At 35.4% G+C, this 16,827-nt stretch carries 14 protein-coding genes; 1 reads left to right on the top strand and 13 read right to left on the bottom strand.

Going from position 1 to position 16,827, the window contains the following annotated elements; all coding sequences use genetic code 11:
* Positions 1–27 precede the first annotated feature (27 nt).
* From murD to D8M06_RS20395, 11 genes are all read right to left on the bottom strand, one after another.
* Positions 28–1,377, bottom strand: a complete 1,350-nt coding sequence (gene murD, locus D8M06_RS00925; protein ID WP_121202479.1) for a UDP-N-acetylmuramoyl-L-alanine--D-glutamate ligase — start codon at positions 1,375–1,377, stop codon at positions 28–30.
* The gene (gene mraY / locus D8M06_RS00920; RefSeq protein ID WP_121202478.1) at positions 1,374–2,360 is read right to left on the bottom strand and encodes a phospho-N-acetylmuramoyl-pentapeptide-transferase; all 987 of its coding nucleotides are present in this window, start codon (positions 2,358–2,360) and stop codon (positions 1,374–1,376) included. The genes murD and mraY overlap by 4 nt, the downstream gene beginning before the upstream one ends.
* A 42-nt stretch (positions 2,361–2,402) precedes the next feature.
* Positions 2,403–3,761, bottom strand: a complete 1,359-nt coding sequence (locus D8M06_RS00915) for a UDP-N-acetylmuramoyl-tripeptide--D-alanyl-D-alanine ligase (RefSeq protein ID WP_121202477.1) — start codon at positions 3,759–3,761, stop codon at positions 2,403–2,405.
* Between the two features lie 2 nt (positions 3,762–3,763).
* Positions 3,764–5,236, bottom strand: a complete 1,473-nt coding sequence (locus tag D8M06_RS00910; protein ID WP_121202476.1) for a UDP-N-acetylmuramoyl-L-alanyl-D-glutamate--2,6-diaminopimelate ligase — start codon at positions 5,234–5,236, stop codon at positions 3,764–3,766.
* A 189-nt stretch (positions 5,237–5,425) separates the two neighbouring features.
* Positions 5,426–7,381: a stage V sporulation protein D gene (locus D8M06_RS00905; RefSeq protein ID WP_121202475.1), complete on the bottom strand. Its 1,956-nt coding sequence runs from the start codon at positions 7,379–7,381 to the stop codon at positions 5,426–5,428.
* An 83-nt stretch (positions 7,382–7,464) separates the two neighbouring features.
* Positions 7,465–9,711: a penicillin-binding transpeptidase domain-containing protein gene (locus tag D8M06_RS00900; RefSeq protein ID WP_121202474.1), complete on the bottom strand. Its 2,247-nt coding sequence runs from the start codon at positions 9,709–9,711 to the stop codon at positions 7,465–7,467.
* Between the two features lie 15 nt (positions 9,712–9,726).
* Positions 9,727–10,101, bottom strand: coding sequence for a cell division protein FtsL (gene ftsL / locus D8M06_RS00895; protein ID WP_121202473.1), 375 nt, complete (start codon positions 10,099–10,101; stop codon positions 9,727–9,729).
* A complete protein-coding gene (rsmH, locus tag D8M06_RS00890; protein WP_194074603.1) occupies positions 10,101–11,078 on the bottom strand; it encodes a 16S rRNA (cytosine(1402)-N(4))-methyltransferase RsmH in 978 nt (325 codons plus the stop codon). Before rsmH ends, ftsL begins: the two co-directional genes overlap by 1 nt.
* 55 nt (positions 11,079–11,133) lie before the next feature.
* On the bottom strand, positions 11,134–11,565 hold the full coding sequence (gene mraZ, locus D8M06_RS00885; RefSeq protein WP_121202471.1) for a division/cell wall cluster transcriptional repressor MraZ: 432 nt from the start codon (positions 11,563–11,565) through the stop codon (positions 11,134–11,136).
* A 434-nt stretch (positions 11,566–11,999) separates the two neighbouring features.
* The gene (gene bshC / locus D8M06_RS00880; protein ID WP_121202470.1) at positions 12,000–13,616 is read right to left on the bottom strand and encodes a bacillithiol biosynthesis cysteine-adding enzyme BshC; all 1,617 of its coding nucleotides are present in this window, start codon (positions 13,614–13,616) and stop codon (positions 12,000–12,002) included.
* Between the two features lie 107 nt (positions 13,617–13,723).
* Positions 13,724–14,101: a DUF3397 domain-containing protein gene (locus D8M06_RS20395; RefSeq protein ID WP_121202469.1), complete on the bottom strand. Its 378-nt coding sequence runs from the start codon at positions 14,099–14,101 to the stop codon at positions 13,724–13,726.
* Positions 14,102–14,346: 245 nt separating this feature from the next.
* Between D8M06_RS20395 and D8M06_RS00870 the strand changes: the two genes are divergently transcribed.
* The gene (locus D8M06_RS00870; RefSeq protein WP_121202468.1) at positions 14,347–14,832 is read left to right on the top strand and encodes an N-acetyltransferase; all 486 of its coding nucleotides are present in this window, start codon (positions 14,347–14,349) and stop codon (positions 14,830–14,832) included.
* Between the two features lie 68 nt (positions 14,833–14,900).
* Here the strand turns inward: D8M06_RS00870 and D8M06_RS00865 are convergent, their stop codons facing one another.
* Both D8M06_RS00865 and D8M06_RS00860 read right to left on the bottom strand, forming a co-directional pair.
* Positions 14,901–15,371 (bottom strand): RsfA family transcriptional regulator, encoded by a 471-nt coding sequence (locus tag D8M06_RS00865; protein ID WP_121202467.1) that lies wholly within the window; start codon positions 15,369–15,371, stop codon positions 14,901–14,903.
* A gap of 68 nt (positions 15,372–15,439) precedes the next feature.
* Positions 15,440–16,198, bottom strand: coding sequence for an enoyl-CoA hydratase/isomerase family protein (locus D8M06_RS00860; RefSeq protein WP_121202466.1), 759 nt, complete (start codon positions 16,196–16,198; stop codon positions 15,440–15,442).
* Positions 16,199–16,827 lie beyond the last annotated feature (629 nt).

Here is a 16,827-nt window from a genome sequence, read left to right as displayed (position 1 = left end):
AAAATTAACTATTTATACAAGCCCCTCCTACAATAGTTTATGCACGGCTTGTATAAACATGTCACCTCTTTCTTCAAAAGTACGATACTGATCCCAACTCGCACAGGCAGGTGATAACAAAATCGTATCTCCTTCATCTGAAATAGAAAATGCTCTCTCTACAGCTTTTTCTATATTTTCGACCGTCTCAATTACCTCAATACCTTCATTTTGACCTAGTTGCCTCAATTTATGCTTCGTCTCACCGAAGACTACCATTGCTTTGACACGCTTTAAATATGGAGCTAAATCATCAAACTCATTTCCTCTATCTAACCCTCCTGCTAATAATATAACTGGTGTATGGAAAGAGGATAAAGCTTTCTGAGTTGCCAAGATATTTGTAGCTTTTGAATCATTATAGAATAAACGTCCTTGGATATTATCTATAAATTGAAGTCTATGTTTCACTCCAGCAAATACAGATAAAACCTTTTTAATACCTTCATTGGTGGCTCCGTTTAATTTAGTTGCGGCGATTGCAGCTAAGATATTTTCCAGGTTATGTTCACCCACTAGTACAATGTCTTTAAGATCAATAACCTTTTCATCCTTAAAATAAATACTCTCTTCATTTAGCCATGCACCCTGATCCATTTTTCTTTTAACAGAAAATGGCACTAAGTTTGCCGTAACATTGCCTAATTCTGCATTAATTGTCGGATCCTCCGCATTATATACTAAATAATCATCACTCGTTTGATTTTTAAAGATATTAAATTTAGCTTGTTTATAGTTATCAAATGTCTTGTGATAATCTATATGAGCTTCAAAAATATTTAATAAAACAGCTATTCTAGGCCGGAACGTTTCCACGCCTTGTAATTGAAACGAAGATAACTCTAACACCATTGTTTCATTTTCTCGTAATGACTGCGCGACCTCTGTTGCTACAATTCCAATATTGCCAGCAACTTTTGCCTGCTTATTACTTTCATTTAAAAATTCCGTTATCAGAGTTGTTGTTGTTGTTTTTCCATTGGAACCGGTAATGCCGATAATGGAGTCACCAGCTAATCGATAAGCAATCTCGATTTCAGTAATAACTGGAATCCCCCTTTTTTCAGCCTCTACAATAATTGGATTTTCATAGGGAATTCCTGGATTCTTAACAATTAGTTTCATCCCATTTAGTACTGAAAGTGGATGAGAACCAACTATCACTTCTGCTCCCATCTCTTGTAATTCCTTTACTTCCAAGTCCTCTTCTTTTAATTTCATATCATTCACTTTTACAGCTATTCCATTTGCTAACAGTATTTTAGCTGCAGCCGTTCCACTTTTAGCTAAGCCTAAAACAAGGACTTTCGAAAATGGAAAATCAATCAGTTTTCTCAAAGTAAGCCCACCTCAATATATATGCCTAACACAGCAAAAATAAGTCCAACTAACCAAAATGTAGTTACAACACGCCATTCAGACCAACCTAATAATTCATAATGATGATGTAAGGGGCTCATTTTAAACACTCGTTTACCAGTTGTCTTAAATGAGATAACTTGAATAATAACGGATAATGTTTCAAGTACAAATACCCCTCCAATTATGACTAAAAGGACTTCTGTTTTCGTTAAAATTGCTACTGCTGCTATAGCTCCACCTAATGCCAATGAGCCAGTATCTCCCATAAATACTTTAGCTGGGTGTGCATTGAAAACTAAAAAGCCTAACAAAGATCCGACTACCGCTAAAGAGAATATAGCTATTTCCGAATTAGCTCCTAGGAACAAGGCCAATATCGCATAAGCACCGAAAGCGATAGCAGCTGTTCCTGCTAATAGCCCGTCTAAACCATCTGTTAAGTTTACGGCATTGGATGCACCAACAAGAATAACAATAATTAAAATGGCATAAAACCATCCTAAATCCCATTCAATTCCAGTTCCAGGGATTTGAATATATGTAGAGAAACCTTCTTGTCTTAGTATAAAGAAAAATATAAGCGCAATTATTATTTGTCCAAGCATTTTTTGTTTGGAAGTCAAGCCTAGATTACGCTTCATTGCTACTTTAATAAAATCGTCTAAAAACCCTAATATTCCATATCCAACCAGAACAAATATTAGTAACCAAAATTCAAAACTTACATTATTTTCATTCACTTTATAAACCATAATGATAGATGTAATAATAATCCCCAAAACAATCATAATTCCACCCATTGTAGGGGTGCCGGTTTTTTTAATGTGTGATTTTGGTCCTTCTTCTCGTATACTTTGACCAAATTTCAACCTTCTTAATAAGGGGATGAAAATGGGAGATAAAAGGACGGTAATTAGAAATGCTATTGCAATTGTTACTAGTATGATAGTTATATCCATAATTATTCCTCCTCGTACCCTAACCGTCCGCTAAGATGCTGGTTAATTTATTAATTCCTGTATAAGTGTTTCAAATTTTAATCTTCTTGAAGCTTTAAATAAAACTAGTGTATCTTCTCTCATATACGGCATTAGAACCTCTAACAATTCCTCTTTGCTAGTTAAATGCTGTGAATGGATTGTATTATTTCTTTCTATAGATTGTGTAATAAGTTTAGCATATTCTCCCAAAGTAAAAACTGCAGTAATTGGTGATTCTATAACATCAGCAACAGATTCATGCAAATACTCTGCATGGTCACCAAGTTCTAATACATCCCCTAAGACAAGTACTTTTTCTTGAAATCCTTCCATCTCTTTCACTACCTCAATGGCAGCTTTCATGGATGTTGGAGAGGCATTATATGCATCATTAATGATAGTTACACCATTCATACCCTTTATTAAATCAAAACGCATGCCAGTTTTCTGAACCGAAAGCAAAGCGTCTTGTCTTTTTTTAACATCTATTCCCAAGCAATCACTAATAGCTATTGCGAATGATGCATTTTTCGCATGATGTTTCCCAAATAGAGGTACCTTATACGTTTCTCCATCTGATAAAGTGAAAATAGTTTCCTTTGCAGTTACTTTACATTCAACAATAGATAAGTCATTGGCATCGCCAAAACCGCATGTAATGGTATTGGTTTTATTGTGCAATAATTGAAGAAGACTTTCATCTCCATCAATAATAACTTTCCCATTTTTACTTAATCCATTAAGAATTTCGATTTTTGCTTTAGCAATACCTTCTCTCGAGCCTAAAAATTCAATATGTGATTCTCCAATATTGGTAATAATAGCATAATCTGGTTTTGCTATTTTGGATAATAAATCAATTTCACCAAAACCACTCATTCCCATTTCTAAGATGAGTACTTCTGTTCCCCTTTCCATCGAAAGGATGGTTAAAGGCATTCCAATATGATTGTTGAAGTTTCCATTTGTATAATGCGTAACAAAAGATGACTTAACGACTGAAGCCACTAAATCTTTTGTAGTGGTCTTACCGTTAGAGCCAGTAATTCCTATAACAATAGGATTGACCATTTCCCGATAATAACTAGCAAGTTTTTGAAGTGCATCTAACGTGTCTTCCACAAAGAATACAGGAAAATCATTAGGAATGCTGGAAGGGAGAGTTCTCTCTTTTTCCCACAAAACAGCAACGGCACCTTGTTCCAACGCTTGCATAACAAATTGATGCCCGTCAAAGTTTTCACCAACAAGTGGAATAAAAAGAGAATTGCTCGTATCAATCCGACTATCCGTATTTACCTCGTGTATTTCTATAGGTTCATCCACTTTTCCTTGTGTAGTAGGGAACAAAGTGATTAAGCTTTTTGTCGTAAATAACATTCTCATTTCCCCTTAGCTTTCATTGCTTTTTTGGCAATCTCTCTATCATCGAAATCATACTTAACATGACCGATTTGCTGGTATGTTTCATGTCCTTTTCCTGCAATTAATATAATATCATCTTTTTTTGCGTAATGGATTGCTTTTTGGATTGCTTCTTTTCTATCTGCAATAACTTCATAATCATTTGCCTCGACTAATCCTTCCACCATATCCTCTAGAATCGCCATCGGATCCTCCGTTCTCGGATTATCGGATGTTAAGATGGCCAAATCTGTATACTTTTGAGCTATCTGTGCCATTAAAGGCCGCTTCGTACGATCACGATCTCCTCCACAACCAACTACTACATATATATCGTTCTCTGCAAATTCCTTAACAGTTTGTAATACATTTTCTAACGAGTCGGGTGTGTGTGCGTAATCAACAATTACTGTGTAATCCTGACCAACATCTACTGCTTCAAAACGGCCATTTACTCCTTTTATGCTCTCTAAGGCTGATTTGATAACCTCTAATGAAACACCTCTAGCTATAGCTGCAGCAGAAGCAGCAAGCATATTGTAAATATTAAACATACCTATTAATTTGCTATGGATATGAAGGCTACCAATAGGAGTGACTAACATAAAAGAGGTACCAGAAGCGTCGAGTTTTATGTTCTCTGCTGATATATCAGCTTTTTTCTGACATCCGTATGTTAGAGTATGTTGCGCTGTACTCCTCATTAGAAGATCAGAAGAAGTATCATCTGCATTAATAACCGCAAATTTTTGTTTATCTTGATTGTAATTATTTCCTAATTGACTAAACAACAGACTCTTCGCACGAAGATAATCATCTAAATCCTTGTGATAATCTAAATGATCCTGGGACAAATTGGTAAATATGGCAACATCATAATCACAACCATACACCCTCCCTAAATCCAGAGCATGGGAAGATACCTCCATAATTCCTTGTTCAACCTGCTCATCAGACATTTTCTTAAAGAAGCGTTGGAGATCTAAAGCATTCGGAGTTGTATTAGGAGTAGAATATGTATCTCCACCAATTTTCATCTGAATGGTTCCAATGATACCAGTCTTTTCTTTATTATCATTAAAAATCTTTTCTAATAAATATGTGACTGTTGTTTTTCCATTGGTTCCTGTCACGCCTATTAGAGGAATATTGCTTGTAGGAAAATCATAAAACTTATTTGCTAATATTGCTAGAGTTCGTGAAGTGTCATTCACTATTATTACTGGCACCTTAGCTTCAATATGCTTTTCTGCAATAATGGCCACAGCGCCATTTTTCACCGCTTCGTCCGCATACTGATGGCCATCTACCGTAAAACCTGAAATACAAACAAATAAAAATCCTGGTTTAACCTTTCTTGAATCCATTTCAATATCAACTATCTCTAAATCTTCATCAAACCTATTCCCATTGTAGAATGGAATTGCTGATAATAATTTTTTTAATTTCATGGAAAACATCCTTTATTTAATTTAATCTTTCGTTGGTAATTTATATTCTTTGCAGTGGCACTACATATGTATTCTTATAAAAACTCATTTTTTAGAGGGTGCTAGCACCCTCTAAAAAAGTTCGAAATATTTATACAGTATCGCGTTTTATTTAATTAGCATTTTTCCATCCATATATTATAGCAAATTTTAGTCATCTTCACGATTCTTTTTTTCATTTTTGTCTTCACTTAAATAAATTCGGACAGTCGAGCCAGGTTCTAACTTCGTACCTGGACTAGGTGCTTGCTCAATAATATATTTTCCAGTTCCGCTTGTTTCAATAGACAGGTTTGTAAGCATTTCAGCTAAATCACTTGTGGATAACCCAATTAAATCCGGTACCTCTACAGCTGGTTCTTCCGGCCACTGATATTCTTTCTTTATACCACCAGTACGTGGCTCAACATTCATTGCTCGAAGACTATCTCCTATGATTGTACCAACAACTGGCGCTGCAACTACGCCACCAAATTGAATGGTGTTTTTCGGGTTATCTACTGCAACATAAACAACTATTTCAGGATCATCTGCTGGTGCAAACCCAATGAAAGATACAATATAATTATTTTCAAGATAACCACCATTTGGTCCTACCTTCTGAGCTGTACCTGTCTTTCCCCCAACCCGATATCCTTCAACATATGCCGGTCTCCCTGTCCCCTGTGCAACTACGCTTTCAAGTGCATATCGAAGCTCTTTGGAAGTAGCTTCTGATAGGACTCTCCCTTTTAAATTAGGTTCCATTTTTTCAACTACTTCTTCATTTTGTGGATTTATCCACTCATCAGCAAGATGTGGTTCATATAAATAACCTCCATTAATAGCCGCTGCAACGGCCATAACTTGCTGAATTGGAGTTACTGAAACACCTTGACCAAAAGATGTCGTTGCAAGCTCTACAGGGCCAACATTCTCAGGTTTAAATAAAATCCCATTGGCTTCCCCTTGCAAGTCAATTCCTGTTTTCTCTCCAAATCCGAAACCGTCAATATATGAAAACAATTTTTCGGTACCAAGCATTTGACCAAGATTAACAAATCCTGGGTTGCAGGAATTTTGCACAACTTCTAAATAAGATTGGTGACCATGCCCACCACTTTTCCAACAGTGAATATTGGCTCCACCAACTTCAATTGATCCATCATCATTAAATTCATCTTCCTCTAAATCAACAGCATCTTCTTCAAGTGCTGCAGCAAGCGTAATAATCTTAAAAGTAGAACCAGGCTCATAAGTACTCCAAATCGGCAAATTCCTGTTAAAGATAGACTGATCCACATCCATATAATTTTCTGGATGAAAGTTTGGTCTTGAAGACATACCAAGCACACCACCAGTTTTAGGATTTACCGCAATGGCTAATGCTGAATCCGGATCATATTTAGTCTCGACTAAGTCTAATTCCCGTTCAATAATTGTTTGTACCTTTGAATTAATCGTTGTTTTAAGGTGTAAACCATCCTTTGGTGGATAATATATATCAGCTAGGGTTTCTAATCTTCTCCCCTTCGCATCTGAATAAAAGGCAAGACTCCCCTTTTCACCTTTCAATTTGTCATCATAATAAAGCTCCAGCCCCATTAGCCCTTGATTATCAATTCCCGCAAATCCTAACACATGTGATAAGTCATCTCCCAATGGATAATGACGTTTTGAATCCTTCGAAAGGTACACACCATTCATATTCAAAGTTCGTATTGCTTTTTCCTGATTCGCTGATATCTTAATTCCTTCTGGGCGTATATTGACACTGGAAGCATTTTTTGTGATTTTTTCCAAAACCTTTTCTTTTTCCATATCTAATATTTCTGACAGCTTAGCAGCTGTATCTTCAGGATTTTCAATTTGTCTTGGGACGATTACTATGGAAGGAGCTGTTACATTCTCCGCCAACACCTCTCCTTCTGTATCCAAAATATTTCCTCGTTCTGGTTCAAATTCGATATCCCTTGTCCATAAATCCGTAGCTTGTCCGACCAATTCATCGCCTAAGAAAAATTGAACATAACCTAGTCGAATGGTAATAATAGTAAAAATTAAGATGGCAAAAAGAAAAACAGTTACTATTCGTTTTCTAACCGTAACAGTGGATACACGCTTCATCTTCTAAATCCCCTTTTCATAGGTAGGCTTGTATCAACTATATGATGTTAAAAAAATGAATAGAACACTGTTTCTAAACTAGCTTAATCATTTGAGTTATTTTCCATATCTTCTATATTTCCCGCTTCATCTTCATCATTTTCTCCACTAGTCTCTTCACCAGGAGGAATCAATTCGATAGCTACATAATCATTTTCTTTAATTGCAGCTCCTTCTTTAATATTTTGAGAGATAACATAACCATTACCAAAGGTCTCCAGTTTCAAATTGGTCAAGTCTGCCAATTGTAAGACATCTCTTATGGACCAACCAATTACGTTTGGCATAGTTGGTTTATCAGTCACTAAAATAATTCTCTCGTGTGGTATTACGGTGTCTCCTTCTTTTACATTTGCTTTCACTATTTTCTCACCTTCACCAATTACTGTTACATTTAGATCATTTTCAGCAAATTGGTGCACCACTTGGGATGTATCCTTTTCCATTATTTCTGGAATTTCAAATACAGTTGATTCATTTTCTTGCTCTTTATCTGGATTAATATCTAAATAATGTAAACTATTTTCCATCACATTGCGGTAAATGAATGAAACAGGATCCGAACCTACTTCATAGTTTTCTAGTTTCGGTTGTTTAACAGATACATACATTACTAATTGAGGATCATCAATTGGTGCTGCACCAAGAAAAGAAAAAATATAATTGTTCCTACCCGTTAAATAACCACCGCCATTAGGATTAGGAATCTCTGCAGTACCTGTTTTTCCACCTGTAGTGTAATCTTCTAATTTAAACTTTTTACCTGTTCCATGTTCTCCTACAACCACTGATTCCATCAAAGCTAATACATGATTCGCTGTATCCTCGGATATTGGTTGCCCGACTATATTTGGTGACTTTTCTTCAATTATTTCACCAGTAGTGGAATCTACTATTTTTTCAATGACATATGGTTGGACCATTTTTCCTTTATTAGCAATGGCAGACACTGCTTTTATTTGTTGCATTGGTGTCATCGTGGACCCTTGTCCAAATGAAGTAGTAATCTTCTCAAGCGGCCAATTATACAGAATCTCTCCAGCCACTTCACCTGGTAAATCAATATCAGACTTCTCATCTAAATCAAATGCTTGTAGATAATCAAAATATTTTTCCGTCCCTATCTTTTCCCATGCCAGTTTAGCCGCAGCTACATTGGATGATCGAGAAAAACCTTCATCATAAGAAATAGTTCCCCAACCCTTCCCACCATTATGATCATGGATTGGAGAAATTTGCTCATTTACTTGGTAACTACCAGTTTTATACCCTTCTTCACCATTATAAACACCTTCTTCAATTGCAGCTGCCCAGGTGAAAATCTTCACGGTAGACCCTGGTTCGAACGGGGTAGAGATGACATCATTATACCAGTTCTCTACATTTGCTGGATTATTCGGATTATAACTTGGCCGATTACCCATAGCTAGTACTTCTCCTGTTTTGGGATTCATTACTACCGCTGTCATTCGTTCAGGATTGTACTCTTCTTCTACTTGGCTTAGAACATCCTCCACTAAGGTTTGTATTTTCTGGTCAATGGTCAGATAAACATCGTCCCCATCTTCTGGCTCCGTAATAATTTCATTTGGATTTAATAAACGATCATTATATTTATCACGCTGGTAAGAAATATAGCCATCTTTCCCTTTTAGTAATTCATTCATTTCATTTTCAATTCCGGCTATACCAGTGATTTCTTCAATGATTGTTCCGTCTTCTAACTCCTTTTCCTCATTTCTAGCAAATCCTATAATATGAGAGGCGAATGTTCCGTTGGGATAATTACGTAAGGAGTCTTCCTGGAAATTAATTCCTGGTAGATTTAACTTTTCAATCTGTTCTTTATCCTGTTGTGAAATTTGATTCCCTGCTTTTCCAAACTCTACTTGGAATCTATCACTTTCTATACCTTCTTCTATCCGTTCCAGTATGACACTTTCTTCTACTTCGAGAATAGGTGCTAACGCTTCAGCAGTCTTCTTAGGATCAACGACGTGTTTTGGTTTGTCCAGGTTTTCAGAATATTCCTCCCGAACAATCGCATACATCTTGTAAACTGGCATATCATAAGCAAGTGTCATTCCGTTGTTATCATAAATCTTTCCTCTTTCAGAATTAATTGTATAGGAAGATGTCCGTTTTTCTTTTGCAAATTCCTCTAATGAAATTCCATCAATTTCTCCAGTTGCCTGAATATACATATACCTTCCTGTTAAAATAATAAATACTGTTGAAAAGAAAAGTATTAATACCGCAGACATGAAGTGGGTCGTTTTACTCTTTCTCATACTAATTCACCTTACCTAGTTGCTAAAACTCTTAGCTTGTTTCACTTCAGCATCTTGAATTTTTAAACCTTTCTCCTTTGCGATTTCTAGAATTCTTTCTGGACGACTTAGTTCTTTTTTCTCAAAAACAAGTCCTTCATTGGTAATTTTTTGGTTATTAACCGTTTGTTCCAATGTTTGAACTTCTCTGTTTAAAGTATCCGTTGTGGATGCATAAGAAACCATAAAAACACCTGAGATTATCATTGAAACAAAGACAAGAGAATAGATTACCTTTTCACCTTTAGTAATCCATCCATTTTTTCTCACTTTCACATTGACTTTTGGTTCTTTTTGAGGAGTTCGCTGTGGATTTAAATGTTGCCAGCTGCGGGCATGATTTGCACTCATTACTTCTTCCACCCTTCTTCATAAGTAAATTCTTCATTCCATGGATTAACCTTCTCAACGATTCGAAGTTTCGCCGAACGCGATCTTCGGTTTTTTTCTAATTCCTCGTCCCCTGCAGCAATTGGTTTTCTTGTAATTAACCTGAATGGAGCTTCGAACTCTTTAGGTATAATCGGCAGATTCCGGGGTGTATCTTTGGGTGTACTCCATTTTTTGAAAGCTTGTTTACATAATCTATCTTCTAATGAGTGAAACGTAATCACTGCAATTCTTCCGTTAGTATCCACAACTCTAGCCGCTTGATGAATCGCATCATTAAACGCTTCTAACTCATCATTTACAGCAATACGCAGCGCTTGAAAAATTCTTTTGGCCGGATGTCCACCTTTCCTTCTAGCAGGCGCAGGAATTGCATCTTTAATAATTTCTACTAATTCGTGTGTTGTATCAATTGATTTTGTTTCGCGGTATTGCTCAATCTTTCTAGCAATTTGTTTAGAAAATTTTTCTTCACCATAGCGAAAAAAAATGGAAACTAATTGGTTATACGACCAATTGTTTACAATTTCGTAAGCAGTTAAAAGATCTGTTTGATTCATACGCATGTCCAGTTTGGCATCTTGATGATAACTGAAACCTCTTTCTCCCCTATCTAATTGCGGAGAAGAAACACCTAAATCAAATAAAATACCATCTACATGTTCAATACCATGATCCTGTAATTCTTTTTCCATTTGTCTAAAATTAGCATGGACAAAGAGAATCCGACTTTGGTATTTCTGTAATCTTTTTTTTGCTGCTTCTAATGCATCCAGATCTTGATCAAATGCTATTAATAAACCATTATCATTTAATCTGGAAGCTATTTGTTCTGAATGGCCTCCACCGCCAAGTGTACAATCTATGTATGTGCCATCTTCTTTAATCGCTAATCCTCTAATTGTTTCATCTTTTAATACACTGTAATGTTCAAACATACTTACACCCACTTTTTTATTCTAGATGTTGTTTATAGACACTCTTCAAAAATTGCTATATATCAAAGTCCATGAGATTCTCGGCAATTTCAGCAAAGGATTCTTCAGATTCCTCCACATATTCTTCCCAATTTTCATTAGCCCAAAATTCAATACGATTCGATACACCAATTACTACACATTCTTTTTCCAATGCAGCATATTTCCTAAGTGTCTGTGGAATATTTATTCTTCCCTGTTTATCCACTTCGCATTCTACTGCGCCGGAAAAGAAAAAACGAGTAAAGGCTCTAGCATCTTTTTTTGTTAGTGGGAGTTTCTTTAATTTTTCTTCTAAAATTTTCCACTCTTCCATCGGATAAGCAAATAAACATTTATCTAGTCCACGGGTCACAACAAAAGCTTCTCCAAGATCTTCACGGAACTTGGACGGGACAATAATTCTACCTTTTGGATCAATGTTGTGTTGAAATTCACCCATGAACATACAATGCGCCCCACTTTCATAATTCTAATATTACCACATTCCCCCACTATTCACCACCAGTATTACAAAAATATTTATATTTTTTATAAATCTAGTTTTATCATTCATTTTCAAACAATAAAAAAAGCTGTTATCACTTGTGATAGCAGCTTTTTAACATGTATTATTCAATTGGTGGTGGAAGGTGGGGGAACCAGTGGAAACTTTTTAATAATGGATGATTCTCTAAGTTATTTTCTAAAAGATTTTTGCTTTTCACACATAACTTTGTTCCATATTTTACATAGAACGTTGATATATTTAATTCAGAATAGTGTAGTTCTCGCTCACACTTATGTTTGATATGTGCGATCATTCGCTCCGGCTGCTTCATTAGTTATTTATTCTTAATTAAATAAGTCAACAATTTCTATCAACTGTAACATTTAAAAGCACTACAAGTATACAAGATAATGTTCCTCAGAAAATGAACACTCATAATTTGTGGTCGCCTTAATAAAATCGAGCCCATATTTATTAATAAAGGGTAGCGGATTCCATGTACGTTCCTGAAAGCCGTCTGGACGAAGGGTCAATTGAATATAATCTAATTCCCTTAATTCACGTTTATATTTTTCTTCCACCGCTTTAATTATACGACCCTCTATGAATTCAACATCTTTATATAAATAGTCTAAGTTTTTTTCAGCTAACTCTCCTATGTCCGAACGTATTTCCTGCGCAAGGTCCCTTATAGGGGCGTGCGCTGTTTCTATTGCCTTTTTTAGCTGATCAGCCAAATCTTGAATTGGTGGCTCAGACTTACTTTTAAGCCATTCGTGTTTATAATTTTCTAGACCATGATTCACCACCGGTTCTATTGAAAGATCAAATCGTTCCAGTACTTTTTCTACTTTACGATCAATGTAAGTAAAGGATAATCGCGGCAAAACTGGTGGCATTTTTATGTTAAAGGATTCAAAAACTGGTTTAAGAGCAGACCAATAACTGATTTCCCCTGGCCCGCCAACAAAAGCTAGAGTCGGAAATAATAATTCCTGCATCAAGGGTCTTGTTACAACGTTATTACTTAATAGCTCAGGTTTGTTCTCAGCAATACGAATTAATTCTTTAGTAGATAAAACTACTTCATTTTGTTTCCCCACCCAGTTATTCTCACTATTTCTCATGAGTAACACACGCTCATTATCTCGATGATAAAATAAATTGGCACTATTCTCATCAACATCTAATGGAACCGAATAACCATAAGCTTTAAGTTTCTCCAATGTTTTATTTACTTCACTACTGATTAATGACTGTTTTTCTATCAATTGTACAAAATAGGATTTCTCAAGTTCACGCACAAGCGGATGTGCAGAATCCATTAACACCAAGCCCTCATCAGGAAATAATTGGAAAATAAGTCTTGCGAAAAAGTCTGTATATGACCTGGATTGCTCTAAACATGCCATTATTGAGGTATATAATTCGTTCGTATAAGCGGCTTCTTCTAATTGCGTAAAGAGCTGATTTAGCCAGATAGTTACTTCTTCTTTGTCCATCCCAATGTGTGAAACAGAACTTTTACCTGCTCCCTGTTGCTTTACCTTGTATTTTCTCATCCGTGATTCTTCAGGCAAATAGATATGATTAATTTCATCAAAATCATGATCTTCTCCCGCTATCCAAAATACTGGAACAACAGGTATTTGTTGTTTAGACTCACGTTGTTTTGCTAACTGTAAAATTGAGATTATCTTATTTATTGTATACATCGGGCCTGTTAGTAACCCAGCCTGTTGACCTGCTACAACCACAACGCTATCGGTGTCTTTTAATCGTTCGATGCTTTGCAAGGTAGATTTTGGCGCACTCCACTCTTTGTTTATTTTATGTAAGACTTCTGTTAAACCTATCCGATCAAAATTTCTCCTTTTTAAATCATTCACCCTTTGCTCAAAACTACTAAATGGGGAATAATCGAAAAATTCCATGACATTATCCTTCATTTGTCGATAATCGGAAACCAGTTTATTTTGATTAGATATCCGTATTGGATCAATCCGCATAAATTCTGTACTCCTTTAACTAAATAGTCCATCTTGTATTGTACATAAATACCCTGTATTTTTCATTTAATCTGTTTACCTTTTCTAAACCGACGATTTTTTACATTTTAAAATATTCTCATTATAATACCGATACATACCAATAAAATATAGATCAATAGAAATAATAAAAAGCAAAATCGCCATAAAACTCTAAATGCCTTTTTTAATTCTATTTCTACACCAACTTTCCATTGATACAAAATAATTATCGTTAGAACACCAAGAATAAATATTAATATATAGCCCGTAGATTTAATTGAAAAATTAATTTGGAAAAGAATTATTACTGCTATCACATAAAAAATAGTTGTCCAATTCACAGCTGTATGAAATGCTTTCTTTTTGATACGTTGCAATTTCAAAGAAATGAAATATACGAGTGCTGTAGCTATCATAGGTATTGTAATAAGAAACGCGAAGATATAAACAATGAAATTAACCATCCCTAAACCCCTAACCCTTTATTCACATAGCAAAACCTTTTACTTTTTTTCAGTTACCACTTTCTCATATATTGTATCAAATGAATAATAATTTAGCTCAAAGAATATCATTTTTAAGTAATTTTCTTATTGTTTAAAAATTAACGCTTTTATATTATAATATCATTATAAGACTTTATTTATAATTAAAAATCATGTTAGCGTCTTCAAGTGCTACAGTACTAACATTCGGGAGAGTGAGTTACATGGAAGACATAAAAGTAGAAAGATTATTAATCAATTATAAAACACTTGAAATGTTTAAACGTTTCAGAGAGTATGGGCATCAGGAATTATCGATGATGGAAGAATTACAGAATAATATAGTTGAGAATAATAGTGAATCCCCATTTTACGGAATTTATTACGGAAATAATCTTGTAGCCAGGATGAGCCTATCAGAAATAAAAAAAGAATACGATAATTATTTTGATCCTCCACAAGATTACCTTACACTTTGGAAACTAGAAGTCCTGCCCGATTATCGAGGAAGAGGTTACGGAAAAGCATTGGTTGACTTTGCGAAAAGCTTCAACTTGCCAATTAAAACAAACCCATTAATAAATTCTCACGGTTTCTGGGAAAAAATGGGTTTCCAAAAAGCACAATATGATATACAGCGTGACTTAGGAGAGAATCCGCTAATTTGGTTACCAGTCGGTGTGAAAGAGAAGGAACTAGCAAGCAAGTAAATACTTCCTGAAAAAGACATGAATGATGAAAACATTCATGTCTTTTTTACCTGCAAGCTATATATAGCTTAACTAGACTTCACTTCATTCAAAAGTTTTTCAATATCAGTCCATATTTCTTCATGTCTTTTTAAAACTTCTTTTAATCTTTTATTTTCATTTTTTAAGTTTGACACAATCTCTTCATGTTCTTGTTTTGTCAAACTATTTTCTTCAAACTTCGCTTTCATCTTTTCTAATAAAAAAATGGCAGATTCAATGGTATCTTTTTCCTGTATATCGGTTTTCACTAATTTCCATACATCTTTTTTGGATCCTTGTTTTCTTTCTTCTTTTGCTAATTCAATGGCATCTTGGTACTGTTTACGTATGGTTGCATTCCAACGAAAACCACACGCGGCCGGTGTACGTGATAATTTGTTAGCCACTTCTTTAAAAGCTTCTAGTTGTGTTTTTCCTTCTCTAATATAACGAAGAACTGTTTCTGCTAAGATAATATCTTCATCTTTCATCCAAGCGTCCTGACGAGTTTCATTCATTCACACCCCTCCTTCTTTCTTTGCTATCAATGTATGCAAAAAATAGGTGTGATAGAATAATTGTTTGCTTATTTACGTGCTAAAAATTTTCCAACAGCCAATTTATGTTCCTCAGAACCCCATATCGACGCGGTTTGCTCTACTTCCGCTGACATATCCCCATAAAGCGTATTCCTTTTCCTATTTTTAATATATTGTTTTTTTAATAATAGCATCTGGCGAGAATTTTTAGATATGTAAGATTGCAATAGTTTGTCATAATCCTCTAACTCATGCTCCGCCACTATTCTATTTATCCATCCTTTATCTTTCAGAAGATGAGTGTCATATACTTTGCCTTCCATTAACCATTGTAACGCGAAGGTCGGATGAACCTTTTCATATAATAGGACACCACCACCCCATCCAGGAAGAATACCTAGATTCGATTGTACAAAACCAAACTTTGCACTTTCCTTTGCAATACGAATGTCGCATGCTGTTGCTAGTTCGCATCCGCCACCTAGAGCGTCTCCATTTAACACTCCAATAACAGGTACAGGAAAAGATGCAATCTCGTATAAAACATCTTTCATAGGATTTAATCGTTCAAGAGCCTCACTTTCTCCTAAATTAGCGTGTAAGTACGTTAAATCACCACCGGAACAAAACATCTTCTCACCAGCAGAAGTAATAACTAAAAACTTTATATTGTCCTTTCTGGCTTGTTTAAGACACCTACGGAACATCGCAATCATCTCTTCTGATATAGCATTTCTTTTCTCTGGTCTATTGATTAATATTATTCCATAACCCTGATCTGCTTTTTGATATTCTAATGCCACCATAAACTCCCCCATCCCCACTTATCTAATTATCCCTTTTTTAATTTTATAATGTAAGTCTACCATAACATATGAAAAAATATTTGCTTTAGAAAGCGTTATCCTTACCATTTAAAAGTTATTTTCAAGATAATTAGTACGATGGCTATTCTCAAGCATCAGAACTCTAAAACAAATCGCTTTTGTATAGATTCTTCATTTATTTAAACGTAAGGCTTTTTTATAAAACATTATAACAATTTAAGATGACTCTACTTTATATTTTATATAGACTGTTGATATCTTTAATTCAGAATAGTCTAGCTCTCGCTCACACTGATGATTATTTTGTGCAGTTATTCGCTCCGGCAGAATACTTGCGGTTCGTGGGCACGGCCTCTGCCTCCTCGCGGAAAGACATACCTGCGCCTGCGTCTACTAGTAACGCTCCGAAGTAGGCTTCCTCGGCGCAAGGGCCAAAGAAGCTTAATCAAGTAGTTCCCTCGCTGCTCAGGTCTGGACACGTGCTTTTCCCGCAGGACAAGGAAGGCTTCGTCAGCATTACATCACACGAAAAAAATTGCACTTTATTTTCGAGGAGTCTCCGCATTCTTCCTCCGCTTAAATAGGAGCTCAAAATTATTTTGGGCTTA

The sequence above is a fragment of the Oceanobacillus halophilus genome, from assembly GCF_003628505.1.
Taxonomy (GTDB): domain Bacteria; phylum Bacillota; class Bacilli; order Bacillales; family Amphibacillaceae; genus Oceanobacillus; species Oceanobacillus halophilus.
Note: the sequence above shows the minus strand (reverse complement) of the source record. Positions and strands in the feature narration are given on the sequence as shown.

What these genes read in the sequence shown, in the direction of transcription:
- mraY (WP_121202478.1), bottom strand. Translation starts at nt 2,360, where the DNA reads ATGGATATAACTATCATACTAGTAACAATTGCAATAGCATTTCTAATT.
- D8M06_RS00915 (WP_121202477.1), bottom strand. Translation starts at nt 3,761, where the DNA reads ATGTTATTTACGACAAAAAGCTTAATCACTTTGTTCCCTACTACACAA.
- D8M06_RS00910 (WP_121202476.1), bottom strand. Translation starts at nt 5,236, where the DNA reads ATGAAATTAAAAAAATTATTATCAGCAATTCCATTCTACAATGGGAAT.
- D8M06_RS00905 (WP_121202475.1), bottom strand. Translation starts at nt 7,381, where the DNA reads ATGAAGCGTGTATCCACTGTTACGGTTAGAAAACGAATAGTAACTGTT.
- D8M06_RS00900 (WP_121202474.1), bottom strand. Translation starts at nt 9,711, where the DNA reads ATGAGAAAGAGTAAAACGACCCACTTCATGTCTGCGGTATTAATACTT.
- ftsL (WP_121202473.1), bottom strand. Translation starts at nt 10,101, where the DNA reads ATGAGTGCAAATCATGCCCGCAGCTGGCAACATTTAAATCCACAGCGA.
- rsmH (WP_194074603.1), bottom strand. Translation starts at nt 11,078, where the DNA reads ATGTTTGAACATTACAGTGTATTAAAAGATGAAACAATTAGAGGATTA.
- mraZ (WP_121202471.1), bottom strand. Translation starts at nt 11,565, where the DNA reads ATGTTCATGGGTGAATTTCAACACAACATTGATCCAAAAGGTAGAATT.
- bshC (WP_121202470.1), bottom strand. Translation starts at nt 13,616, where the DNA reads ATGCGGATTGATCCAATACGGATATCTAATCAAAATAAACTGGTTTCC.
- D8M06_RS20395 (WP_121202469.1), bottom strand. Translation starts at nt 14,101, where the DNA reads ATGGTTAATTTCATTGTTTATATCTTCGCGTTTCTTATTACAATACCT.
- D8M06_RS00870 (WP_121202468.1), top strand. Translation starts at nt 14,347, where the DNA reads ATGGAAGACATAAAAGTAGAAAGATTATTAATCAATTATAAAACACTT.
- D8M06_RS00865 (WP_121202467.1), bottom strand. Translation starts at nt 15,371, where the DNA reads ATGAATGAAACTCGTCAGGACGCTTGGATGAAAGATGAAGATATTATC.
- D8M06_RS00860 (WP_121202466.1), bottom strand. Translation starts at nt 16,198, where the DNA reads ATGGTGGCATTAGAATATCAAAAAGCAGATCAGGGTTATGGAATAATA.